Raw genomic sequence first — 25,251 nt, 5'->3', positions numbered from 1 at the left:
TTAATCCAATCCTCCTTGTTAATTTGCTAACTAAAAATTGTAGAGAATCCCTCTATATCCCCCCTCGCATCTTCATGTCCTCTTCTTTTTTCACATATCGGAAACGTTTTCAATCTCTACTCAACTATAGATCGCCTTCATATTCATGTCAATGAAGTATTTTTACAAATATGAATTTTCAATCAATTTCAATAATTATGATAAGCCAGTTCTGATGTATGGAAGCTGCAGAAGATCGGGAAATTTTTCGCCAGTTTGGCGATTTCTTCAGCAGGCACAGAATCAAGTTCCGTTAATCGCCGGATTCTCGTCTTTTCCGCCATTTCCTGATAGGTGATAATCATATCGGCTTTCTTGAACAACTCGGGTCCCCATCTCACCGAAAAATCAATATGTCGACGTTCGTCAATCAAATCAAATTCACACGTAATCGCAGACAAGACATCGCCAAATTTCCAAAACGCTTCCGCCGACTTGCGCTTCTTCTTGAAGCCGCAAGCTTCACCTAGCATGGTTAAGTTGGCATACAACTCGGTAAAGTGTTCTTTGACATCCTGCTTGCCAGGACCGCCCAACCACTGGAACTGGTCAACGGAGTGACCCATTTGCAGCAAACGTCGCATCCCCATCTGACTGTGCCTGAATTCATCCCACATATGACGAGCCAAATCAAAGTAAAAAGGCAATGGCATGCGATCCACGTAATAGTAAATGCAGGACAACGTCTCTCCGGCAAAAATCTCCGTCGCATAGATGTAGATCATTTGCTTCACACTGTCATGCAGTACGGACATACTTGTATCGGTATACGATTGTTGTGGTTTCGGATTCGTGTATCGCGGATACTTGCTCTCCAACTTTGCCTTCTCCGGCAGTGGACCTGCTGGATTCTTTACCAGATTAGCCGGCCACACCACAGCACTCGCATCGACTGCGAATGCATTTGCCCGAAAAGCTGCCCAGACCGTCTTAATATAGCGCTCCCATTCCACCAGCTTCCGCGATCCTTCTTCACTACTACAATGGACAAACTGCAATTGCTCATGCAGCCAGCGTTGCGTCGCTTCCCGTTCTATGAAGATGATCTTGATCTGATCTAATGTAGGCGCATTTAAAACCGGATCCAGCTTGGCTACTAAAGCATCATACTGGGCATATAGTTGCCTATGAATATATAAGTAACTGATTAAAAACGCGTGCTCATCTGGCGCTCCGAACATTCTTTCGAATGCCTCCCTGGTGATATCAGGCATCCAATCCTTATCGTGCATCCCGCCAGGCAGTTCCTCGATACGTTCGTATAAGCACTTCACGTTCCGATTGTGCACATAGCATAAGCGGCCAAGTTCGATCTTGTGCTCATAGACTGGAATTGCTGGAATCCATCCGCCAATTAACTTAGATAGCGCCAACTCCTGCCAGAGCAAATGCTTGAGTTCATTGCTTGTATCCACAGGCCGTAAGAACCGATTTTTCAAAAAGCTATGCTCCGTTGTCATACTTTGCTGTAAACCTTCAAAATCTTTTTCATCTCTCAACGCTATCACCCCTTCCTATTTCTCTTTCCAGAGTCCTTCTCGAAACGAATGCCCATGCCGGAAATACATCTGTCTGTGCTCCAATCGATGCAGCGTCTCCTTGACCGCAATATCAACAGCCAGGTCGATTGTCTCGTTACCGAAAGCCGCGCTTGAATCCCTCGGATCCATCACACCACCAACGCCAACAATTGGCTCCCCTTTCGGAGGAAGCAAATCGAGTCTAACCGTCTCGGGATGAAGCGCCATCATATGCGAAGTCTCCCACCCCGCAGCGTGATCCCCGGCACAATCGTACCGGTTCTCCACCAACATATAATCAACAAACGCCCACGCTTGCATCCCACTGCTGCTGCGGCTATACAACCGCTTGTTGAACAACATCGCAGCCGCTCTGGCATGATCGATTAGCGGATAATGTCCAGCAACTAGCACGCCCACGCGAAAGCCGAGTGATTCCGCCTCTGCAAGGATATGCAAGAGCAGTTTCTCATAATTAATCACTTGCTCCATAGCTGAAAAAGGCATGCGTTCTGGCAGAAAGTTGTCTGGATTCAGCCCCATCAACTCTGCAATTTGTTGTCTATCCGCCGCATTCGCTTCCATTAGACCTTCAACCCGGCTCTCACCGTAGTACAATGGCGGAAAAACAAGGCCGCCGCCCTTTTGTGCGCATCGAATGGCAATGCCCTCTGCTTGCAAGGAGTCGGCACCGACTGGATTATGCAAGCCATGCCATTCTAGCGTGCCAATAGGGATATAGACGACTGGACATGCTGTTCTCCTAGCAACAATCTGCTCAGGGCGCAGCATGTGGTATCTGACTTCTTCGCTCATGATCCCCTCACTCTCCATTTGCCATATAATGGTTCAATCGTTCAACTTCAATGCCCGCCAGCATGACGATGCCGATACCGTGTGTATCGTTGGTCTTCCATGGCAGCTCATCCTTATAATAATCAGCCGTAAACGCATATTTAGATCCCGTACACACCCCATGCACATTGCCGTACTGATCAACCGCCCTGCTGATTAATCCATGCCAAGCCTGCCTAATGCTAGCTTCGAATGCCGAACGGTTATCCTGCAAGATACCCAGACGCAATCCTCGACAGAAAGCGTAAATAAACATAGCCGTGCAGGACGTCTCTTCATAGGAATCGGGATCGGTCAATACTTGATGCCACAAACCATTGTTCCCTTGAAGCGAAAGCAATCCCTCACTAAACTCTTGAAAAAACGCAACTAACTCTCCTCTGCGAGCATGCGTGGAAGGTAGTACTTCTAATAACTCCGACAGCGAAAATAGCGGCCAACCGTTCCCACGTCCCCACGGCACATAGGTGGCTGTATTGAATTTAAAATCGTACACATGCGACATCACTTTCAGTTCAGGCATGTATAAATACTTTTTATAAGCGATAAATTGCTCTGCTGCATCGTCCAAAACAGCCACATTTCCCGTAAGTAAATAGTAGCGCTTCATGAACGGTGTGCTCATGTACAAATCATCGCCCCAGAGCGTTTTTTCCATATAATAACCAGGGCTCTCCCGATAAAATGCCCCGTCTTCCCTACGTTCTTGACGATTGCATATAAAGTCACCAATTACTTCAGCTACTTCCAAGTAGGTACGTTCCTTATGTTCGGTATAAGCCTCTAGCATAACTGATCCAAAAGAACCACAATCATCTAACATATCCAATTCAATTAACTGATGATTAACCCACGGGAAACCGTACTGCTTGCGATCCCATAGTCCATAGTCGTATAGTCTGGTGCATTCCGAAATATGATTCGTTACATAGCGGACGATGTCTTCGCGCCCCAGCATCTTGCCTCCTTGCAGCAAGCCATACAGCGTCACGCCAAGTGGATAATTCCAACGCGCATAATTCGCATTTTCCAAATAAGGACGAACCCAAGCATCCGGTTGATCCAGCCGCCAGTAAAGGCCACCGTTCTCCGGTTCCCAAACGGTATACATCGTTTGCAGTTCGGCAGGCGTATATGCCTTTTCACGTTGAAAAGGTCCTGCATACAACCAGCGTTCTTCTGTACCTTGAACGGGATGCGGAAGCTCAACCTCACATAACTGGCCATTCTGGTGAATATCTACGTTAAAACCCCAATCCTTGCCGCCGCTTAGTGACTGCACCAAGAGGTCATGCTGCCCATAAGTGAGATCGATGTCAAAATGAATGGGTTGCAAGGCCTGCGCATGAAAAACTTCCTTTCCGTCTATCCACACAGTTAGCGCTGCACTCTGGTTGGTTCCCCTAAAGGAATAGCGTTGCTTTCCTGGAGATGAACAACGCAGACGCGTCCAACCGTAAGCATACTGCCCCTCTTGGGCTCCATTCCCAAACATTCTCGTGAAAACGGGTTGCTTGTTTTGTTCCGTGTTCCACTTCAGTGTTGGACGCCATTCAATGCCTGTCGCCAATTCACTTTGCCCTAGTGCGGGCAATGCACGATTTTTGTACACATCCTCATCCGTGGGAACCGAGTAGATCCATCCGGCCTGACCCTCACGCTCGTTAAATGGTGCCAAAGCAGGAGGCGTCGACCATTTACTCCGAATTGTCCCAAGGATGCAACCGAATCCAGCAGGCGTTTTACGTAATTTAATGAAAATCGTCGTCCAACCCGAACTCAGCGGTATTTTCAGATGACGCTTATTCGCAGGGTTTAGCTCATCAATCGTCACTGACTTATAGAGCAGTTGACCATTAACATACAGGCTTGCCGGTCCATAGCAGCTTAATGCTGACTCTACAATGCGTTCCGTATCACTCCATATTTGGGTAAACGCGTAGCCAAACTGACCGTTTTTCGCCTCAGGAAACTTCTCTCCCAAGTTAAGATCGTATCTGGCATCTGCCATTTGTTTACATCCTTGCCTACTGTACAGACGCCATGTGAACGAATTTGCTGGGTGCGTCCCCATATAGTGGTTGGCTATATTTTCTAAGATAAGCTGGGTGTTGGAACCACATCGTGCTTGGATACTTTGCTGCTTGTCAAAATGCCTTGTTATCATCATTTGAGTTTGCTCCTTAATGAAATCTTGTTAATGACTTCATTGTAGCCACATACTATCACATTGTCTTTGCCCTGCATTGTGTTAAAATGTTGTTGTATTGTGATTTATTTAGAGGAGGTTATCCAACTGAATCTCATCAAAGATTTTCAACTGAATCATGAACCGATCCAAATGACGTTTCACAGTCAAACGACTGCCTACTGGGACATTTACCACGCTCACCAAGGTATGGAATTTATCTATGTGCATCAAGGCGAAGGTTCCGTCATCATCGATCCATTTATGTACGAGATCAAACCAAACACATTACTGTTTTTCCAACCTTATCAACTGCATCGCATTAAAATGGATCTCCATTCGAGTACGTACAATACCTACGAGCGTTCAAAATTTTTATTTGAACCTTCTATCGTAGACAACTTACTGAGTACATTGCCTAACATGCAGAGCTTTTTCCGAACCTTATGGAAAGATACCCTTACTTGCCAAGTCCTGTACTTGCCCGAATTAGCATCTAGTTGGGATGTTCAGTTGAAACAATTAGACAATGCTTTACTTTCCACGCCCAAAGAAGAACATATGGAAGAGTTCGCAATCTTTTTAATCGGCTTCCTACAGGGTCTGCGTGCACATTGGCCAGATAAACAGGATTCCACGTCTGCCAACCAACGCCCCATGCATCATGTCGAACACATCATGAAATGGATTGATGAGCATTACCAGAATCCTTTTAAATTGGAAGAACTAGCAGAGTCCTTACATCTCAATACCACCCATGTCTCGCATCTCTTCCGCAAATTCTCCGGCAGCAGTATTACGGAATACTTAACGGCCAAACGATTACGAGAAGCTTGTTGGCTGCTCAGAACCACATCAGAGCCTGTTCACATCATCTCCTCGGCTGTCGGGCTGAGCAATGTGTCTTATTTCTGCCAATTATTCAAAACTCATATCGGAACCTCTCCGCACCAATATCGCAAAAACAGCACACATACCTGATGAAGGAATTCCACTACAATTGTCCAATTGTTTTAATATAAAACTTACGTGAATGCTGGAGGATATATGGCAATAGATCTCACTTTTTCACAGCCCGAACTGTTCTCTCAAATCTTTGAATATTCTCCGATTGGCATGTCCTTCCTATCTAAGGAAGGCAAGTGGCTGCGGGTCAATTCATCTTTATGTCGAATGCTTGGATACTCAGAATCTGAATTCCTTGATATGACATTTCAGGACATCACGCATCCCGATGATTTAGCGAGATCTCTGCATATTAAGAATCAAATCTTAGAAGGTAATATGGAGAATTGCGAACTGGAGAAACGTTTTATACACAAAAATGGTTTCACGGTATGGGTATTAGTAGTTATCAATTGTATGAGGGACGTAGGGAAGCAGCCCCTATTTTTTATTAGCCAAATCAAGGACATTACGGAAAGTAAGTTAGCCGAAGAGGATCTCAAAGCGAAAACTGAGCAGTTGGAGTCGTTTATCGAAAATAATGCAGATGCCATTTGGATGATCGATGCCGAGGATACGCTATTAGAAGTAAATCCTGCTTTCGAAAAGCTCTTTGGATGGTCTTCTGAAGAGGTTAAAGGCAGCAAGTTACCTATCATTCCTGAGTTTCTTATAGATTCCATCAATAACATTCATCAAGGAATCAGAGCGGGAGAAACGGTTGTGGGTTTGGAAACCACTCGCATGCGCAAAGATGGTACTCTCATCCATGTGGAAGCAACTTTATCTCCCCTTCGCGATCAAAGGGGAGCGATCATCGGGATCACAGGTATTTGCCGTGATGTTACAGCTAAAAAACTTGCAGAAGAGGATCTCAAAGCGAAAACACAGCAGTTGGAGTCGTTTATTGAAAATAATGCGGATTCCATATTAATTTTTAACAACGAAGGTTTTGTACTAAGAGTAAATGAAGCTTTTGAACATACTTTCGGGTGGTCGAAGGAAGAGGTCATTGGCACTGAGTTACATCTGCTTCCTTTTATTCCTGCTGCCTGTGCAGAAGAGTTCAAGCATAGTCGTGAACGCGTGAAAAAGGGACTGTCTGTCATAGGTGTCGAAACGATGCGTTTACACAAAAATGGTGATTTATTGAACGTGGTATTAACCGCTTCACCTATTCTTGATGGTAAAGGATCACAGATAGGTTGGTCTGTTACATTCAGAGATATTACAGAGTGGAAAATTGCGCAAGATCACCTTCAAAACTCCGAGAAATTATCTGTTGCTGGCCAATTAGCTGCGGGAATTGCTCATGAGATTAGGAATCCCATTACCTCCATCAAAGGATTTATTCACCTCATGCAATCCGGATTTGGAGAAAAAAAAAAGTATTTTGATATCATGACGTCCGAGATCGAACGAATTGAAATGATTCTTAGTGAGCTTTTGATATTGGCAAAGCCTCAATTGATTAAATACGAGCGAAAAGATATACGTGTGTTATTGAGTCAAGTGATGACATTGATAGATTCTCAAGCGATTCTCAACAATGTTGAATTTATTGCTGAATTCAAGCCAGGTGTTACTCATCTTTACTGTGATGAAAATCAACTGAAGCAAGTATTTATTAATTTCATCAAAAACGCCATCGAATCCATGCCAAACGGGGGAAAAATAACGATAGAAATCCACAGCGATCATGATCAAGAAATGAAGATTCGTCTCATTGACCAAGGCTGCGGAATTCCCAATGATGTGCTTTCCAAATTAGGGCAACCCTTTTATACGACGAAAGAGAAAGGAACCGGATTAGGTTTTATGGTAAGTAAGAAGATTATTGAGAATCACTCTGGTCACATCAAAGTTGAAAGTGAAGTAGACAAAGGCACGACGATTGAAATAACACTTCCTTTTTCTAATTAGGAGACAAATATAATAGAAGGAATGCATATAAACGGGCGGCGGCGGACGGCGGCTCCGCTGTAACTCGAATTTTGAGACTGTCGATTAATTCCCAAGCGTTTGCCCTACAATCGATTTTAATGAGTTAGTTCAAACCGAAAAAATACTTAATCGATTAGAAATGACTTGGCAGATCGATTCTCAGCTATTTAACGGAATTGGGACCCCTCAAAATAATTAATCGACAGTCTCATTTTTCGACTTACAGCGCTCCTAGAGAGCTGCTGCCGGCGGCGAGCCATACAAAAAAGCTTACAAGTGACCCAGTCACTCGTAAGCTCAATAGAAGTCGTATGAATGCTTTTATACTAGTTTACCTTTCCTTGCAGCGTAAAGCTGTAGGAATAAGTCTTGTCAGCAAGCAGTAAAAATTGCTGATGCGGCTTTGAACCCCAACTATCATCCCCGCCAACACCCATTTGACGATAATTGATTCGTACAACCGTTTTATCGCTTGCCGGCAGCTTATAGACATGGTCATTGGCCTCTAGCTCCCATGGCGTATAGGGCAATATATTTAGCTCGAAGGTAGGTTCACCTGTAATGTGCAGGACAACACCGCTCGGATTTGAGATTGCGGCACAGCGGACATCCATCTTGTTGCCACACTCCTGCGGTCTTAGATAAGGCACGAACTGATCGGCAACTTTGCCTCGATGCAGTCCAATTTTTGCACTCAACTGACGATCCCAATAGGATTCATGCGGCCCTTTGCCGTACCACGACAGGTCCGTGAATGAACCGTCCATACGAAACATCATGCCGATTTCAGGTATTTCTGGCAGACGATTGCCGGGCACAAGCTGCTGCTCAACTCGGATCGTTCCATTACCAAACACCGTATACGTGATCGAGCAAAACGACTCTGATGCTGTAGGCAACACATAGGCTGCATGTACGATAACACGATCAGCAAGCAACTCCCAACGGAACGAGCGGAGCGTGCGTTCTTCGCCTGCATGTCGCCATGTTGCGCAACGTTCATGCTGTTTATTACCGCGATCGTTATCCGTGTAGGCACGCCAGAAGTTCGGTACTAGTGCTCCCTTGAGGAGCTCACAACCTCCAACGATATAGGAAACCAAGCTGCCGTTTACCGTATCAAATTCCGTAGTGAAGCCCTTGCCACTTACCATTAGCGTGCCAGATTTGACGGCCATATAAACCGGATTGTAGCTCTTCGCAGCCTCAATCACAGCTTCAACTGGCTTCCCGACCGGAAGCACGAATTGCTCGAATGCAATTTCATGACCCGCTTCCGCCCATTTCTCCGCTTTCTTCGTTACAAAGGAGATGGTAAGTACGGCTTCTCCGTTGGGGTCGTGCTTCGGCAGCGCGAGCTGAATCTCCTTGCTTTCAAGAGGTGCGACGGATACAGATAGATGGCCTTCCGCACATACAACGCCATCTACAGCGATCGTCCATTGAAGCAAATAGGCGTCCAAATTTGTGAACAGGTTTTTATTTTTCACCTGATAGATACCTTGCGCAGCATCCACTTCGGTAATCACAATATTCTCATAGCATTTCTTGGCTTCAATTAATTTCGGGGAAACGGAACGGTCAGCAAGTAGAAGCCCGTTGCCGCAGAAATTGCCGGAATGCGGTGATTCACCGAAGTCTCCACCGTACGCCTTATAGGCCTTACCGTCCGCGTCTGTTTGCCAGAGACTCTGATCAACCCAGTCCCAAATAAAGCCGCCCTGCAGCACAGGATACTTATCAAATAATTCCGTGTATAGATGCAAGCCGCCGAGAGAATTACCCATAGCATGACTATACTCGCATAAGATATACGGCTTCTTCGGTCCTCTCTGATTGGCATACGCAATCAATCCTTCAGGTCGTATATACATGTAACTTTCCACATCTGTCGCGGCAGCCGATTCCTTCCAATTGACAACTCCTTCATAGTGAACGATCCTTGTCGGATCTGCCTCGCGCAGGAAATCATGCATGTGTACGAAATTATCACCACCGAACGCTTCATTACCAAGCGACCAGATCACAATGGAAGGATGATTCTTATCCCGCTGCATCATAGCATTCGCACGGTCAATAACATTCGCCGTCCATTCTGGTTTGTTGCCAGGGACAATATTCGGAAGCATTTCATTCTGACAGCCGAGCCAAGTGCCGTGCGACTCCAGATTGGTTTCATCAATGACGTATAAGCCATATTCGTTACATAGCTCATACCATAGCGGGTTGTTGGGATAATGGGCCGTACGCACAGCATTGATGTTGTAAGCCTTCATGAGCTTAATATCTGTCAACATGTCGGCCATCTTCATCACGCGGCCATCATCTATACAGAATTCATGACGATTAACGCCTTTAAACACGATGCGTTGTCCGTTGATTAGCATGAGTCCATCTTTGATTTCGAATTTACGGAAGCCCACCTGTGTGGAGATCGTCTCCAGCAGTTCCCCATTCTCATCTTTCAGACTCAGCACAACCATGTAGAGGTGCGGCTCCTCTGCGCTCCATTTCAGCGGATTGTCGACATGTGCTGAAACCTCTACTTGCGCTTCTGAATGACTGCTGCCAAGCGATGTAGTTACCCTCATCGGCGCTGTCAACACAGCGCTCTGCTGCGCATCATACAACTGTGCCTCCAGCGTAATTGCACCTAAAGCGACCTCCCAATAATTCATCAGCGTCGCTTTCACTTTCAACTCTGCATCTTGGTACGCCTCGTCAAATTCCGTTGTTACGAAGAAGTCGTACACATGCGCTTTAGGCACCGTATACAGGTACACATCGCGGAAAATACCGCTCAACCGCCAGAAGTCCTGATCCTCCAGCCAGCTGGCATCGCACCAACGATACACTTCGACCGCAAGCTTATTCTCACCTGCCCTTAAGTAAGGAGTAAGATCGAATTCAGCCGGTGTAAATGTATCCTCGCTGTAGCCCACAAGTTCACCATTGACCCACACGTAGAATGCGGACTCTACGCCTTGGAAACTGATGAAAACAGGTTGTTCCAGCCAATACTCCGGCACCGTAAATGTACGTGTATACGATCCAACAGGATTATATTTCGTAGGTGCGAACGGAGGAGCTAGTTCCGGTTCTGAAGTCTCCCACGGGTAGCGAAAATTCGTATATTGCGGATAATCGTACCCCTGAAGCTGCCAGTGTCCAGGTACATGAATGTCATTCCATCCCCTATGATCAAAGCTAACCTCATAGAAATTCGTAATCCGCTCCGATGGTGACTCCGCGAAAGCAAACTTCCACGTGCCGTTCAGCGATAAATAATGCCGAGAAGCTTGGCGGTCATTCGTAAGCGCTTCTGCCACGGAATCGAAAGGCATAAGTGTTGCGTGTGCTTTCATGCGATTCAATTCAAAAATTTCAGGATTATTGTTCCACTCTGGGTAGCCGTTGACCGGAAGCGTATGCTTAAATTTTTGCTTCATTCTTGATGCCTTCTTTCCTCTATTGGTCCTGTACTCAAAGAGCAACCCGGAAGTTAGACACCTTCAAACAAGGCGCTTTCTTCCGGGTTACGGTTACGGGTACGGGTCTTATTTATTTTCAGCTAGGAACGTGTTAATTTGATTTTGAATTTCCGTTTGAATTTTTTCAGCATTTGCTGCCTTAAGCTGTGATGTCAGCTCTGTCAATCCTTTGTCAGTCTCTTTCACAAGACCGTATTCCAGCGGCAGTCCGTAACGCGTCATTACGTTGCTGACATTTGACACTTCATTAACAACTTTCGAGGTATCAAATACGAACGTTTCAAGTTTGTAATGCATAACTTGCGGTTTCCATTTTGCCTCGATGTCTTTCGCGGCTTGCGGGTAAGTCGTCTCTGTACGGTTCAATGTGGACTGGAAGCCCCAGTTCGTGAACGTGTTAAAGCTAGCGAATTTGTCCAATTTCATGTATTGATCGTTACCGACAGCCGAATAGTGCGTGCCTTCGATACCATACATGACTAGATCGTGAAGCTGTTTATCATTTTGCAGCAAGTCGAGCACCATCAATGAACGCTCAGGGAATTTCGACGTTGCATGAATAGACATACCATTTTGTGTTGAAATAGGGTTTGATTTCTTGCTATCTGGCGCGATATCCGCAATACCGACTTTCCAATCTGGATGCAAGCTTTTCACAGCATTTACAGCAGAAGCAGCGGCAGACAATGTATGTGAGTATGAGGCAATTTTACCCGCTTTGAAATCTTCTGTTTGGCTGCCTTTGTAAGTTAGGACATCTCTCATCCAAGAGCCGTTCTCTGCAAGCGTTTTGTAGTAAGTTAGAAGTTCTTTGAATTCAGGCGTGTCGTAAATGTTAAACACTTTGCCCGTTGCATCATTTGCATTGAAAGCAAACGGCGTGCCGTCAATTTGCTTCCAGTTGTTCTTTTGTAGTAACAACAACGTATCCAACGTGTGGACAGTCCCTAGTGTAGCGCCAAATGGCGTAACGCCTTTTTCATTTTTGGCAATCGTATCCGAGTATTTCGCAAACGAAGCCCCGTCCGTAATTGGCGGCAAGCTGTACTTCTCACGTAAGTCTTCACGATAAATAATGGTCTTTTCCTTGTATTCATTCGGAATGTTGTACGGGATCATGTAAAGCTTGCCTTTCACTTTCGCTTGATCCCACTTGACTTTATCAATCGTTTTCCAAGTTATTGGCGCGTATTTAGCTAGCATATCGTCTTTCAACTCAAGGAAGCCGCCTTTATTGGCTTGATCTGCGTATGATGACCAGTTCGCAGTGAAGACAAGGTCAAAGTCTTCGTTTGCTGCAAATTTAAGCGGATACTTTTGTTTATAATCGGACCAATCTAAGAACTCCGTTTGGAGTGTAGCGTTTACTTTTTGTTTTAAAATCTTGTTAATTTCTCCGAATACGAGGTCATAATCGGCCGGTTTCGGTCCGAGCATGATCATCTTCAAGTCAACGGCTTTCGACGTATCGATGGCAGCGTCTTTGGGACTTGTAGAGGCCGTACTTTGGGCATTGTTCGGTTTCTCATTGTTACCGCAGGCACTAAGCATGATTGACGCTGTTAAAAGACTTGTCAACACAAGACTCATGGATTTTAATCTCTTCATTCTGATGCTACCCCTTTTCATTCTGTTAGTTGTCTTTCCTATTGATAATCAGGTTTCCCTGAGTTTACCCTTTTACTGCACCAATCGTTAATCCTTTTACGAAGTACTTTTGGATGAATGGATAAGCAAGAATGATTGGGCCTGTCGCGACGACGGTCATCGCCATTTTCAAGCTTTCACCAGGAATCGTCACTGTCATGCCGCCTCCAGATCCGAGCATAGCGTCACGCATGCCCTCCAGATTGCCGAGCATCTTATACAAATAATACTGCAGCGGCATTAGCTTCTCGTCGGATATAAAGAGCAAGGCCATATACCAATCATTCCAGTGGCTCAGCGCGATAAACAGACCGATTGTGGCCAACGCGGGCTTGGAAAGCGGAAGAATAAGACTACGGAAGATACGAAAATCACCGGCACCATCAATTTTGGCTGACTCGGAAATGGCATCCGGAATTCCACTCATGAACGACCTCATGACTAGAATGTTGAATACATTTACTAACGTCGGAAGTATAAGGACGATCAAGTTATTTTTTAGATCCAAATAATTAACAATTAACAAGTACCACGGGACAAGCCCTCCACTGAACAATGTGGTAAAAAAGAAGTAAAAAGCGAAATGGTTGCGCCATTTGAAGTCTTTGCGGCATAGCACGTAAGCGGTCATTGCCGTTAGGAACAAGCCGAGCACCGTGCTGACAACCGTAACCGTAATGGTTACGCCATATGCTCTAAGAATAGCTTCGGGAAATTCGAATATAATCCGATACGCTTCGGTCGAAAATAACTTTGGAATAAGACTATATCCGCTTAATCGAATCGTATTTTCATCCGTGAATGAAGATGCTAGAACGATCCAGAATGGGATGATGCATAATAATGCCATGAAAATCAGTATGACGTACCCAATGGCGGAGAGAAGGAGTCTATCCTTCTGTAGGCCGCGTTTAACGGCTGTTGCTTGCATATGAATTATCCTCCTCCGCTTAGAATAAAGCGCGATCCTTATCGTATTTACGTACTGCATAATTGACCATTAGAATGGTCACGAAGCCGAGAACCGATTGATAAACACCCGCTGCGGCTGACATGCCGATTTCGTTGGTCGTCATCAACAACCGGAAGACAAACGTATCAATAACATCTGTTGATGAGAACAACATACCGTTGTTGCCAACCAGATTGTAGAACATTCCAAAGTCGCCGCGGAAGATGTGACCAACAGATAACAGAACGAGAATTGTCGTCGTCGGTATCAAATTGGGAAGGGTCACATGGTAGATACGCTGGAACACGTTCGCTCCATCAATTTCGGCCGCTTCGTACATTTCGGTATCGATGCTTGTAATCGCTGCCAAGTACATCACCATACCGTAGCCGAGGGACTTCCAAGTGTGGAAGAATAGCAGAATGTAAGGCCAGTAAGCCGGCGTATTGTAGATATCGATCTTCTCCATGCCGAGCGATGTCATCAAGTTGTTCAGTGCGCCAATGTCGTAACTAAAGAAACTGTATGCGATCGAGCCGACGACTACCCAAGAGATGAAGTACGGCAGGAACATGGCCGATTGGATAATTTTGCGGAACCATTTGCCTCCGACTTCAAAGAGTAGAATCGCTGCTCCAATTTGCAGGATATTCCCGAGAATAATAAAGGCAATGTTATACAACCCTGTATTACGCGTTACCAGCCAAGCGTTACCGGATTGAAAGAAAAATTTAAAATTATCAAACCCTACCCATGGACTCCCAAAAATACCGCCTGTATAGTTGTACTGCTTGAAAGCAATTACGATCCCAGCCATCGGGATGTAGGAAAACAATAAACATAACAGTGTTGTTGGCATTATCATGAGCAGCAGAGTTCTACTCTTCACTAGCTCATGCCAAAATCTTTGTTGTCTTTTTATCATGTCTCTACTCCTCTCTCTCTCTCTGTTTCTTATTATAAAGGGAAGGCGAAATGGATATCATTTAGCAGAACAACAAAAACGTATACAAAATCAACGAACATCTTTTATATTTTGCAAGGCTATGTAAGTAGCAGCTGGAATAAAAAAAGCAGTAGCGGATTGCTCCACTGCTGCTCATTTGAATACCACACCTTCTCCTTCGAAAATTTTTCCAGTTCCATTGCCGTCTATGACAATGGAAGTCGCAAATACGGGAGCTCCTAAGCTCCCCCCATTTTCAGAAAACATCACCATGATTGCATGAATCCCTCTCTTGTTCAATCGTCCTCACATTACGAACTTTATATTTTATTCTTTTTGCGATATTCCCTTGGCGACATACCTATAGCCTGCTTGAAAGAGCGATTAAAATAAATGACGTTTCGATAACCAATTTTGTCTGCGATTTCATACACCTTCAACCGAGGATTATCCAGAAGCTCACAAGCTCGTTTCATAGTGATGTCATTCATAAATTCGCTGAACCCCATCCCCGTTTCCGTTTTAAACAAATGGCCCAGATAGTTAGGTGTAAAGTCGAAACGCGCGGCAACTTCTTTCAACGTAACTTTGTTCTCCAACCGTTCTTCTACATAACTCCTAATTTCTGCTATCAATTTACGGTCCTGTTTCCGTCTTTTCATATAGAGCAGTTCAGACAACTCGAAAAATCTTCTGCGCAGCCAGGATACAATATCATTCATCGTCTCGAATTCGAATAGCACATCCGGCTGATGGGATTCCCAATTCAGAAGTTCATACAAATTTTCATTTAATTTTTGTAAATCGCCATGTAGTTTCGACGTCATTCGGTTGATCAGATCATAGGCCTCGCTCTTGCGATGCAGCGCTAAATCAGGGCGGAAGATGGCCGTTAATCCATCATCAATCTTCACAAGGTCATAATCGAGTATGGCTTGCAGTACTTCTTCGAAGATTTGTTCAGTATTCACTGTTCCCACCTTAACAGGTTGCTCGAAGGTTACATCGCGAATCACTCTGTTCTTCCCCAGCACCCACTTGATACTAAGCGCCATCTCCGCTTGCCGATAGGATTGATGAAGCTCATCCTCGCTATATGCACGAACGCCAAGCCCAATGGTTAGGGTAAATGGGAAGGACTTACCGAACGAACGAATCAGTTCTTCAAGTTCATTTCCTATATCGGCGCCGCCTGTTGCCAAAAGAACGAACCTATTCGCGTAACCATTCATCAGGCTCCCCAGTCTTTTAGTCTGAACACTCTCTATCAGATGCTGCTCGATCCTTGTCCATAATGCACGCCGATCTTCTACGGTCATATCTTTCGAATGTCTTTCAAAGTCATCTGCTTCAATCAATGCCACCGCTGTACCCTTCTCGATAAAAGGCGACACAAACTCGGCCACCCGCTCTTCGGCAATACCCGGAGATGCTTCCTGGAACCAGCGCAGCAGCAATTCTCGCTGAACAAACGGCAATGCTTCAGAAAGAGAGGAGTGGAGGCGACGATCTTCCTCGACCTTGGCACAAAGACCTGCAATCATCTTGGCCAGCTCATCGTCATCGACAGGCTTTAACAAATAGTCATATGCCTCTAGTTGTATGGCTTCCTTCGCATAACCGAAATCTTCATGTCCACTTATAAAAGCAATCCGAACTTCTGGATTTATTTCTCTTGCTTTTCGCGCGAATTCAAAACCCGACATAATCGGCATACGGATATCCGATAGCACGATATCAATTCTTTCCTGCTTCATTAAGGTAAGTGCGGCGAAACCACTCTTCGCCGTTCCCGCAACTCGCAGTCCTTGGCAATCGGTTGCCTCAACCCTTACTCGCAGCCATTCCAAATCAATCGCTTCGTCATCGACAAGCAAAATGTTAATGTTCATGATATCTCACCACTCATTCATGTGTGTTTGCGAGTATAACTCGACACGTCTAGTTCTGGGAATTCATTCATATGAAATGGCAACAGAATCTGGACGGTTGTCCCGCCGCCGTAAACGCTAGCTATTTGCACGCCGTAATCAGTGCCATATCGAAGTTTAATTCTTTCATTCACATTCTTAAGTCCATAAGCGTTCGATTGTGCTCCACCTCGAAGTGCCTTCTGAACCGTTTCTGGGCGCATGCCGATACCGTTATCAATAACCTTTAGCTCTAGGCTATCCCCTATCCGCTTCGCCGTAATACGAATCGCGATCGTTTCCTCAAACCAGGCATGCTTGAACACATTTTCAACAAAGGGTTGCAGCAACAATTTGATAATCTGTACATCTTTAACTACGGGGTCCATCTCAATATAAACTTGAAAAGCATCCGCATATTTGACCTTCTGAATGTCAAGATACGCTCCCACTTGATCTAATTCTTTTTTGAGCGGAATAAGAACCTGTCCTTCGTTCAGCGTCAATCTATAGAAGCGGGAGAGCAGCTTAACCATCTCCGTTACCTCGCGAGTCTTGCCCAAATTGCTTAGACTACTGATAGCCGATAAGGTATTGTATAGAAAATGCGGATTGATTTGCGCTTGCAGTGCCTCAAGCTCCGCTTGTTTTTTTTGAACCCCTTGACTATACACATCTTGAATAAGCTGCTGTATACTACTGGCCATGTTATTGAATGAATGGGCGATAAGTTCAAACTCGTCGTTACCGCTCACAGAAAGCCGGCGATCCAGTTTTCCTTCTTTCATGGATGTAATGAAGGAGACAATTCGTTTCATTCTTCGTCCAGACAACGTCGCTACGACAAACCCGATAATCCCCATCACGATAAAGCTTGCAGCACAGATCAGCCCAATCGTCACTTGTAGCCGTTTGGCATCTTTGTTCAAATAACCGTGCGGCACGCGAACTTCAATGGCGAACGAAGTACCTACAATTTCTTCACGCAGATTCAAATACGTCGTACCGATGTTATTGGGAAGCCTCTCATACAAAGTAGACTCTGTTCGCTGGTCATAGAAACGCAAACCAAGTCCCTGCTCTGGATATTTGACGATGTTGCCTAGTAAACTATCGAGATTAACCGTAATTTTTATATAACCAATGACCGTACTATAGTCAGTAAATAAGACGAGTTTGCGAAAAAGCGATACGTTGCCAAGCTCTCGATCCTCGTCAGCCTGAAACCAGAGATTATCCACGCCTTCGGCCTCCAGCTTTTGAAACCAGGGACTGCTCTGCACAGCAGAAAAGTGCTGCATAAAATAATCACTTCTGGTAATTGGCGTCGTCTCGGAAGAGCTTGCTGATTCACCGATATCTGGGTTGACCGCGTAGAGTGTCAGCCGAATTGGACTGCCGAACAGATCAAGCGGCGCTTGCAGCAGCGGAATCACTTCGTCGATGACAGTTAAGTACATCGTTGCTCGATCGCCGTGTTTCGTCAATGCGCGTTGGAAGGGCAGGTTGCCAAACAGCTGGTCCGAAATTCGCTGGACTTCCGCCATTCGGTAATCCGCATTATTGCGCGTCTGCTCCAGTGCTGCACGAATACCCGTCTGTGCGACTTCCGTACGAGACTTAACCAGCATCGTATAGGAGGCGTAGCCGATCGCTATGTCAGTAACCAGCACAAGCAAGAGATAAGAAATCATCATTTTATACGTAAAAGGCATATATGTGCTTCTGAAGAATAATCGTGTCATACCTAGCCAACCCTTCTACGATTTAACTACAGAACGCCTACATTCTCAGTTTAGGGTATACGTGCCCGTCTAGAATATACAAAAAATCAACGGAAAGGAGTATAAAATCAACTTTTTATTAGAAAATAATTAAAAACCGAAGACATGTAAAGTGTCTCCGGTCAACATACCCATTAAGGATTAAGAACGGTAAAGCTCCAATTTTGGTTCAAAGAAGTGGACTCTGTCCATTGTTTATTTAGTGCACCGTCGTTCATGCTGCCGCCGTCTAGGCCGAGCATTAAGCTGCTTTTTACGTTTTTAAGTTTGTAGAAGCCGTTGCCTACATCAACTAGCTGCCATAGCTGGCTAGTGGAGCTGCTGGCTGTGTTAATGATATTGTTCGCTCCGCTAGCCGTAGAAGCGTTGTTAATATCCAAGTAAGTGCCGCTGCTTACATTTTTGATTTTATAATAACCGTTCGTATATTCGAACTGCCAGGACTGACTTGCCGCACTTGCATAAGTGCGCTGTTCGACATTCGTACCAGCCGTTGCAGCGTTGTTTACTGTGCCTAGTGACTTACCGCTATTGCGATTGACAATCGCATAGGTCTTGGTCAAATCAATGGGAGCCACTGCGTCGAAGCGCCACTTTTGGTTGGCCGAGCCTGATCCAGACCACTGAACCACAGCAGCACTGTCATCCGTTGACCCCCCGCTTATACATAACATCTTACCGCTGTTGCGGTTCTTGATATTATAGTAGCCGCCTCCTGCGTCAACTAACTGCCATTGCTGACTATTGTTGCCATTAGCTGTCCATTGGATGCTCTGCCCGCCATCTGCTGCCGACTCATTTCTAACATCCATGTACAATCCGCTGTTCGTGTTCCGAATTTTGTAATAACCGCCCCCAATATGAACGAGCTTCCATGATTGGCTGACTGCTCCGGTATAAGAACTCTGTTGAAGCGTCGCATCAGCACTCGTAAGATTGCTCGAAATGCCAAGCGACTTACCCGAATTACCATTCACAATTGCGTAGGTTAATTGCGTATTCATAGAAGAAGTAGGCGTAGCAGGGCTCCATGTGCCAGCTGCCAAATCGATGTTCCAATTTTGATAACCGTTAATAATAGGCTTGCCTGTACTATCGAAGGTCAATGGATACCATTGGTTACGACCAGGTCCTGTGCTTGCAATAGCACCATTCTCTTTCATATTGCTCCAACGATCTCCGATATACATATATGTCGTTCCGGATGTTCCTTGAATCGGTAGAATTTGATCAATTTGCGTATCAAAAGAATTTGCGCCCGTAGGACTCGTTCCCGCGTAAGTTGTTCCATTCCAAGCGGTTGTCCCAACCTTTATGGCAGAACTCCATGTTCCGGTTACACTTGATGCGGTATAGTAATACGTTGGGCTCGATTTCCAACCGTTGGTCTCCGAAGCCAGCATGTAATACGTGGATCCTACTTTGAACAATGTAGTCGCTTCTTTATTAGGGCCAGTTGACTTAAATAGTACCACAGGTGTGACATTGATCTCATATTTATTATTAATGAGTGTTGTGTCCACTCTGCCGATATAAATGCCGGAGTTATAGCTAGGTGTGATGCCGTCTGATTGTAGTTTCCAATCCACGGTTTGCGTAATGTACGTAGTGCCGTCATCGTCGGTGAAAATCGAACCCAGATCACCATTTCCGTAGTAACCGCCTGGATTAGGAATGACTTGCTGGAATTCGAACGGACCCACTGGTGAATCACTACTCCAAATCGAAATGGAAGCGCGGTACCCGCAACAGCCCCATTCCAGGTACATCACATATTTACCCATCTCACTGTTATACTGAACAAGCGGCCTACCGAACCAGTTACTCGTATCAAAAGCAGGGACAGTCGTACCCGGGTTCGCTGTGCGATACGCAGCAATGGAATCAAAGTCGACAACTTCCCTATGCGCTGTCCAAGTCATAAGATCTGTGGACGTGTAGGCACTAACTTTCTTTTTCCAGTTCGGATTGAGTGTACCATTTGGCAAATACATAGGTTCCGATGCGTCGAGGCCGTACCAATAGTACGTGTCTCCTTCCTTCATCGTCCAGCCGCCTTGTGCCCAGATCTCCTCACCGTTCGTTGCATACTTGAGCTCATTGTTCACAATTCCTGCTGATGCGGCTTTCACTGGCTGTGCAAACATAAGCAACATGATCGCAATAAACATCGCTCCTACAATCGACACTACTTTTTTCTGTTCTTGCAGCCAATTAATATTTTGCATGCGTGTCATCATCATGGACATCCTCTCTTAGTAAATTACATGGAATTGATTTCATCAAATGTACTAAACTTGTGCCTCTATTTGTCTGTGTCCCCCTTTAAAAATCAGCTTTAATAAAGCGCTTTCACATAGTATATTTTAGTTAATTTTTGAAGGACCGAATAGATAGCAAAGCAACGATTTCTAAACTTTTGTTAACACACTAGTCTGACTTGGCGCGATTTCCTTTCCGAGACGTCGATTTTAGCAGCCTCAGATTCACATCAGCACCGACTGCACTCTGAGACGGCGAAAGTGGCAGGCTCGGTTAACAAACTAGTCGGACTTGGCGCGATTCCCTTTTCGAGACGTCGATTTTTGCAGCCTCAGATTTCCAACAGTACCGACTGCACTCTGAGACGGCGAAAGTTGCAGGCTTATCAATCAAACTAGCTTTTGCAGTGCTGTAACTCGATTTTTCCGTGTTACGGGCGGCCACTGTGGCCTTTCGAGTGCTGTAACTCGATTTTTCCGTGTTACGTGCGATCACAGTGGCCTTTCGAGTGCCGTAACTCGATTTTTTCGTGTTACGGGCGGACGCTGTGGCCTTTCGAGTGCTGTAACTCGATTTTTTCGTGTTACGTGCGGTCACAGTGGCCTTTCGAGTGCCGTAACTCGATTTTTTCGTGTTACGGGCGGACGCTGTGGCCTTTCGAGTGCTGTAACTCGATTTTTGAGACTGTCGATTAATTCCCAAGCGTTTGCCCTACAATCGATTTTAATGAGTTAGTTCAAACCGAAAAAATATTTAATCGATTAGAAATGACTTGGCAGATCGATTCTCAGCTATTTAACGGAATTGGGACCCCTCAAAATAATTAATCGACAGTCTCTTTTTTCGTGTTACGTGCGGCAGCAGTGGCTTTTCGAGTGCCGTAACTCGATTTTATCGTGTTACGGGCGGACGCTAAGGCTTTTCGAGTGCTGTAACTCGATTTTTTCGTGTTACGGGCGGCGACTTTGCCTTTTCGAGCCCTCCCCCGCCATTTAGAGCACTCTAAATAAAAATAGCGTAACTCGATCAAATCGAGTTACGCTTCGCAATCCCCACACTAAAAAATCAGCTTCAATATTTTCGACTCCGCCGGTTCCAAGCGAACTCGGATATCACCAGTTGACGGTATATCAGTTTCCTCCCATAAGTCATGCAGCGAATAAGTCATGTCACGAGGCAGGCCTAATCGGTCAAGTTGGATGACGGCCTCAACTGTTTCTTCTTTATTAAAGTTAAATACGGCAATGAAACAGTTGTCACCTGCCCTTTTATAAAAAACAGTGTCAGAAGCCGCATCCGTATTCCCCTCAAGCGGTATAAAGCTTTCCCCTTTTTTCGCAATTTCCAGTAACTCAGGACGAGTCAAACAATCCTCCGCCCTTATTCTTGCCTCCTCATGACGGAAATCATCCCCCATGAGAAGAACTGTCCCGGCAATGAGGGACGCATTCAGACGGCTCCTACTTTCTTGTACCATCGTAGGTTCTTGGTTAAAGCTTTTGTATAGAACCGTATGATCAGGATCATTAAATGGAAATAAATTTCCATTCATCCACCAGCCATAGGTAAGTGCATTCAACATATACTCCGTATCTGTCAATGTCCCGAAAGCGTCGCAGGAAATGCGCCTGCTATGCGCGTATTGATGGGGAAACATCGGCGCGATGGACAAGTTAATAAAGAATGGACGACCAATTGCTTTAGGGTTAAGTCTGTCTTTAATCAACGCCATGCCAAGGTTATACGCTTGAATTCCTGTACGCACCGATTTATCGAAGTGCACACCTTCCAACGCACCGTGTCCAAGGAAGTCGAGTTTAATGTACTCGAACCCGCACCTGACAAAACGTTCTAGATAAAACTCCGTCCTTAACAGATTGCCAGGGTGGGTAGGATCAATGGCAAGCCCGCCATCCAACTCGGGGAGAACTTGCCCCTTTTCATCGCGCATCAGTAGCTCTCGGTACGTATATTTACCATCAGTCCCTTCCACCAACCGATCATAATCATGCCCCCAGAAGGCAAAAGGTGTCCAATAGATGCCAGCCTTCTGTCCATTATCACGAACGTGACGCACGGCGGCTTCTAGCTGCTCTTGCGATAAGTTCGTCCAGAAGGAATCGAAGTTGATATAGAGCGTCCCCTGATGATGAAACCCGCAATCCGACAAGCTTTTTAAAAAGTCCGACGTATGCGTGTATAACTCATAATCAAGTTTATCCCCAGCCGCCGACCAGCTATTCCATCCAAAAGGAGTACCCAGTTCCCATTGTAGAGGTGGGGCTATCAACGCATTAGCATTTCCATATTCCTCTAGTCCCGTTCTATAATCCTCATACATGCCCACAAAGATACGCGGTGAAGTAAGCGTTCCACCGATCAGCGTTCCATGTGGCATCGTATCGCGTGTATACTCCCCGGCTGCGCCACCAAATACCTCCAGACGGTGAATGGCAGCCCCCTCTTTACCGACTACTTTCAGACCGGTTTTCCACGTATCATGTGTCACCGAACCAACGACTACGCCATTTCTGGATGTCGGGTCAAATATAGCCGTCACCTCATAGCTTTCCAGCTGATTCGGCATGGCGATGGATTCATAACGTACCCACTTATCGTTATCAAAAGGTACGAGCAACGCGCGCAGTTCCTCAGCCGCCAACGAAACAGCTTCCACCGTCAATGGTGACATATAATTCGTCTCCAAAGCTTCGCCCTCCAGCTCGACCTGAACGAAAAAGTATGGCGCTTTTTCATAAAGCCAGAACGTCTGCTTCATAACCGGCTTGAACTGAGCAGAATGAAGTACAGAGAAGCGACAGCCTGTGCCGAATTCATCATGAATCACCTCAATGCCGCTAGCTGCCAGTTTGTGCTCCGAGTACTCCGTAGAAGCCACATCGGTGCCATCGATCCTTACAACACTGTAAGCCCCGCTCATGCTGCTGCCTGTGCTCCATTCATAATTGGTTAATCCGCTGGACAGATCGACGATTATTCGGCATACCCCATTTCCGCCAACGACGTTCCCTTCCAACTCTTGAAACAATACCGTACTAGCTCTCATCTTTCCCCGCTCCTTCACGCTTTTGTATATGAAGAAGGAAGCCAGAGCAATCCCTCGGCTTCCTAATTCGTCTCTTATTTCCAAAGATCCATGCGTTTCTTGTAATTCTCGTTTATGATTTTCTCCACTTTCTCATCGCCAGCTGCTTTCATATCGGCAAGCATTTTATCGAACAGAGCAGCTGCATCCGCTTCTGTCTTGGAAATGATCACTTTCGTAATGGTCTGACTCATGATATCTGAAATTTTCTGACTGACGAGCGCATCTGGGGTGCCGCCTGCAGGGCCAAGATTATCATAAGCCGCTGTTTCCCACACCGTATCGGACAAGTTCTTCAGTGCCATCTGGTCGATCTCGTTACGTGAATAACGTCCCGGCAAATCATACGGCGTGCCATCGGAGCCTTTACCGTTCTTCACGAACCAAGTCCATTTGCGGATACCTGTTTTCTTCGCGTAGTTATCCCAATCGTCTTTGAAACCTTGAAGCACTTCCGGACGCGGTGTATGTTTGCCGTCCTTCTTATCCCAGTGCACACCCTCAATTCCCCACATCAAAAGGTATTGGCCTTCTTCGCTAGCTAGGAAGTCAATGAGTTTCATCGTTCTTTCAGGGTTTTTATTCGTCTTTGTAATGGCAATTGCATCCCAACCAAGCGAGCTTTTTGGCCCTAAGGTTGTTTTGGCAGGGTCAACGCCTGGTCCTACAATTTTATACGGGTAAACCTGCTTCTCAATGCCGCCTTCTTTCTTCAGCACACCGTTAGGCGTACCGAAATCCCAATAAGCGCCAGGTGATGCAAATACGAGACCTTTGGAAATTTTTTGTTCCCACGTTTGCTTCTTATTAACAGGCCATTCCGGATCGATTAAGCCTTCACGGTACAACTTGTTAATATACATCAGCATGTCCTTATATTTCGGGTCCTTCACATCGTATTTCAGTGTTCCATTATCTTCGTAGTATACGCGCATTCCCCACATGCCTTTAAACGTTCCGAGCACAGCGCCCATGTTTTCACCGTTGAAGCTCATCGGGAATACGTCTTTGCCATCCACCTTACCCAGCTTTGTTTTAAAATCTTTCAGTAGAGCCTCGAATTCATCGGTCGTAAACGGCTTACCGCCTTCCGCTTTGTCTGGCGCAATCTGTTTCAGCCAATCCTTCCGCATATTGATGCCGAATACAGGCTCATTCTCTGGACCGTACCAGTTAGAAAGATAGTAGTTTTTACCGTCCGTAAACCGCGTCTTCTTCAAAGTATCCCCATACATTTTCTGCACGTTAGGACCATATTTTGCAATGAGATCATCCAGTGGAATAATCGCCCCTGCGGCGATGTACTTACTAACGATATCTCCGCGGTCCATGAGAACTAGATCCGGTAGATCGCTGCTGGCGAGCATCAGATTGAGCTTCTCGGATGGATTGCCCGTTGGCTGCTGAATTTCAATCGTAACTCCCGTCCGTTTCGTAATTTCCTTTGCAACTTCATTGGTAAAAGCATCGCCTGTATTTTTATCGAAAAAAGTCATTTTTATCGGTGTCGTATCGTTTGCTTTGTTATCGGTTGTGGCTGCTGGTTTAACACTTGTTGAAGCCGTATTATCTTTGGTCGTACAACCAGCGATGACGGAACCCATAAGAACCGCTGATATCAGCACGTTGAATGTTTTTTTCGTTTTGAACATGAAATAAAAT

14 protein-coding genes are annotated in these 25,251 nt (G+C 45.5%); 2 read left to right on the top strand and 12 right to left on the bottom strand.

Features of this window, described 5'->3' with window-relative positions; genetic code table 11:
- Positions 1-188: 188 nt before the first annotated feature.
- From J2736_RS21600 to J2736_RS21590, 3 genes are read right to left on the bottom strand one after another with little or no spacing between them, the layout of a single operon-like run.
- On the bottom strand, positions 189-1,538 hold the full coding sequence (locus J2736_RS21600; RefSeq protein WP_310500665.1) for a hypothetical protein: 1,350 nt from the start codon (positions 1,536-1,538) through the stop codon (positions 189-191).
- 15 nt (positions 1,539-1,553) lie between these two features.
- Positions 1,554-2,375 (bottom strand): creatininase family protein, encoded by an 822-nt coding sequence (locus J2736_RS21595; RefSeq protein WP_310500664.1) that lies wholly within the window; start codon positions 2,373-2,375, stop codon positions 1,554-1,556.
- Between the two features lie 7 nt (positions 2,376-2,382).
- Positions 2,383-4,584: a glycoside hydrolase family 88/105 protein gene (locus tag J2736_RS21590; protein WP_310500663.1), complete on the bottom strand. Its 2,202-nt coding sequence runs from the start codon at positions 4,582-4,584 to the stop codon at positions 2,383-2,385.
- A 99-nt stretch (positions 4,585-4,683) separates the two neighbouring features.
- On the opposite strand from J2736_RS21590, the gene J2736_RS21585 reads away from it, so the two are divergent.
- Both J2736_RS21585 and J2736_RS21580 read left to right on the top strand, forming a co-directional pair.
- The gene (locus J2736_RS21585) at positions 4,684-5,583 is read left to right on the top strand and encodes an AraC family transcriptional regulator (RefSeq protein WP_310500662.1); all 900 of its coding nucleotides are present in this window, start codon (positions 4,684-4,686) and stop codon (positions 5,581-5,583) included.
- Between the two features lie 66 nt (positions 5,584-5,649).
- Positions 5,650-7,470 carry a PAS domain S-box protein gene (locus J2736_RS21580; RefSeq protein ID WP_310500661.1) on the top strand — a complete coding sequence of 607 codons (1,821 nt, stop codon included), beginning with the start codon at positions 5,650-5,652 and terminating at the stop codon, positions 7,468-7,470.
- A 347-nt stretch (positions 7,471-7,817) separates the two neighbouring features.
- On the opposite strand, the gene lacZ is transcribed toward J2736_RS21580, so the two are convergent.
- The 9 genes from lacZ to J2736_RS21535 form a co-directional block, all read right to left on the bottom strand.
- A complete protein-coding gene (gene lacZ, locus J2736_RS21575) occupies positions 7,818-10,940 on the bottom strand; it encodes a beta-galactosidase, LacZ type (protein WP_310500660.1) in 3,123 nt (1,040 codons plus the stop codon).
- A 108-nt stretch (positions 10,941-11,048) separates the two neighbouring features.
- Positions 11,049-12,590, bottom strand: a complete 1,542-nt coding sequence (locus J2736_RS21570; protein WP_310500659.1) for an extracellular solute-binding protein — start codon at positions 12,588-12,590, stop codon at positions 11,049-11,051.
- Between the two features lie 64 nt (positions 12,591-12,654).
- Positions 12,655-13,560 (bottom strand): carbohydrate ABC transporter permease, encoded by a 906-nt coding sequence (locus J2736_RS21565; RefSeq protein ID WP_310500658.1) that lies wholly within the window; start codon positions 13,558-13,560, stop codon positions 12,655-12,657.
- Positions 13,561-13,579: 19 nt separating this feature from the next.
- A complete protein-coding gene (locus J2736_RS21560) occupies positions 13,580-14,506 on the bottom strand; it encodes an ABC transporter permease (protein ID WP_310500657.1) in 927 nt (308 codons plus the stop codon).
- Between the two features lie 341 nt (positions 14,507-14,847).
- Positions 14,848-16,419, bottom strand: a complete 1,572-nt coding sequence (locus tag J2736_RS21555; protein ID WP_310500656.1) for a response regulator transcription factor — start codon at positions 16,417-16,419, stop codon at positions 14,848-14,850.
- A gap of 17 nt (positions 16,420-16,436) precedes the next feature.
- Entirely contained in the window at positions 16,437-18,182 is a 1,746-nt protein-coding gene (locus J2736_RS21550) for a sensor histidine kinase (RefSeq protein ID WP_310500655.1), read from the bottom strand.
- Positions 18,183-18,355: 173 nt separating this feature from the next.
- Positions 18,356-20,464 (bottom strand): RICIN domain-containing protein, encoded by a 2,109-nt coding sequence (locus J2736_RS21545; protein WP_310500654.1) that lies wholly within the window; start codon positions 20,462-20,464, stop codon positions 18,356-18,358.
- Positions 20,465-21,540: 1,076 nt separating this feature from the next.
- A complete protein-coding gene (locus tag J2736_RS21540) occupies positions 21,541-23,550 on the bottom strand; it encodes an alpha-galactosidase (protein ID WP_310500653.1) in 2,010 nt (669 codons plus the stop codon).
- Between the two features lie 74 nt (positions 23,551-23,624).
- Positions 23,625-25,241 carry an extracellular solute-binding protein gene (locus J2736_RS21535; RefSeq protein ID WP_310500652.1) on the bottom strand — a complete coding sequence of 539 codons (1,617 nt, stop codon included), beginning with the start codon at positions 25,239-25,241 and terminating at the stop codon, positions 23,625-23,627.
- Positions 25,242-25,251: the final 10 nt, after the last annotated feature.

It is taken from the genome of Paenibacillus qinlingensis, assembly GCF_031455095.1.
Classification (GTDB): domain Bacteria; phylum Bacillota; class Bacilli; order Paenibacillales; family NBRC-103111; genus Paenibacillus_E; species Paenibacillus_E qinlingensis_A.
Note: the sequence above shows the minus strand (reverse complement) of the source record. Positions and strands in the feature narration are given on the sequence as shown.

Excerpts from the sequence above, each read along its gene's own strand:
- J2736_RS21595 (WP_310500664.1), bottom strand. The coding sequence starts at position 2,375 with ATGAGCGAAGAAGTCAGATACCACATGCTGCGCCCTGAGCAGATTGTT.
- J2736_RS21590 (WP_310500663.1), bottom strand. The coding sequence starts at position 4,584 with ATGATGATAACAAGGCATTTTGACAAGCAGCAAAGTATCCAAGCACGA.
- J2736_RS21580 (WP_310500661.1), top strand. The coding sequence starts at position 5,650 with ATGGCAATAGATCTCACTTTTTCACAGCCCGAACTGTTCTCTCAAATC.
- lacZ (WP_310500660.1), bottom strand. The coding sequence starts at position 10,940 with ATGAAGCAAAAATTTAAGCATACGCTTCCGGTCAACGGCTACCCAGAG.
- J2736_RS21570 (WP_310500659.1), bottom strand. The coding sequence starts at position 12,590 with ATGAAGAGATTAAAATCCATGAGTCTTGTGTTGACAAGTCTTTTAACA.
- J2736_RS21565 (WP_310500658.1), bottom strand. The coding sequence starts at position 13,560 with ATGCAAGCAACAGCCGTTAAACGCGGCCTACAGAAGGATAGACTCCTT.
- J2736_RS21560 (WP_310500657.1), bottom strand. The coding sequence starts at position 14,506 with ATGATAAAAAGACAACAAAGATTTTGGCATGAGCTAGTGAAGAGTAGA.
- J2736_RS21555 (WP_310500656.1), bottom strand. The coding sequence starts at position 16,419 with ATGAACATTAACATTTTGCTTGTCGATGACGAAGCGATTGATTTGGAA.
- J2736_RS21550 (WP_310500655.1), bottom strand. The coding sequence starts at position 18,182 with ATGACACGATTATTCTTCAGAAGCACATATATGCCTTTTACGTATAAA.
- J2736_RS21545 (WP_310500654.1), bottom strand. The coding sequence starts at position 20,464 with ATGATGATGACACGCATGCAAAATATTAATTGGCTGCAAGAACAGAAA.
- J2736_RS21540 (WP_310500653.1), bottom strand. The coding sequence starts at position 23,550 with ATGAGAGCTAGTACGGTATTGTTTCAAGAGTTGGAAGGGAACGTCGTT.
- J2736_RS21535 (WP_310500652.1), bottom strand. The coding sequence starts at position 25,241 with ATGTTCAAAACGAAAAAAACATTCAACGTGCTGATATCAGCGGTTCTT.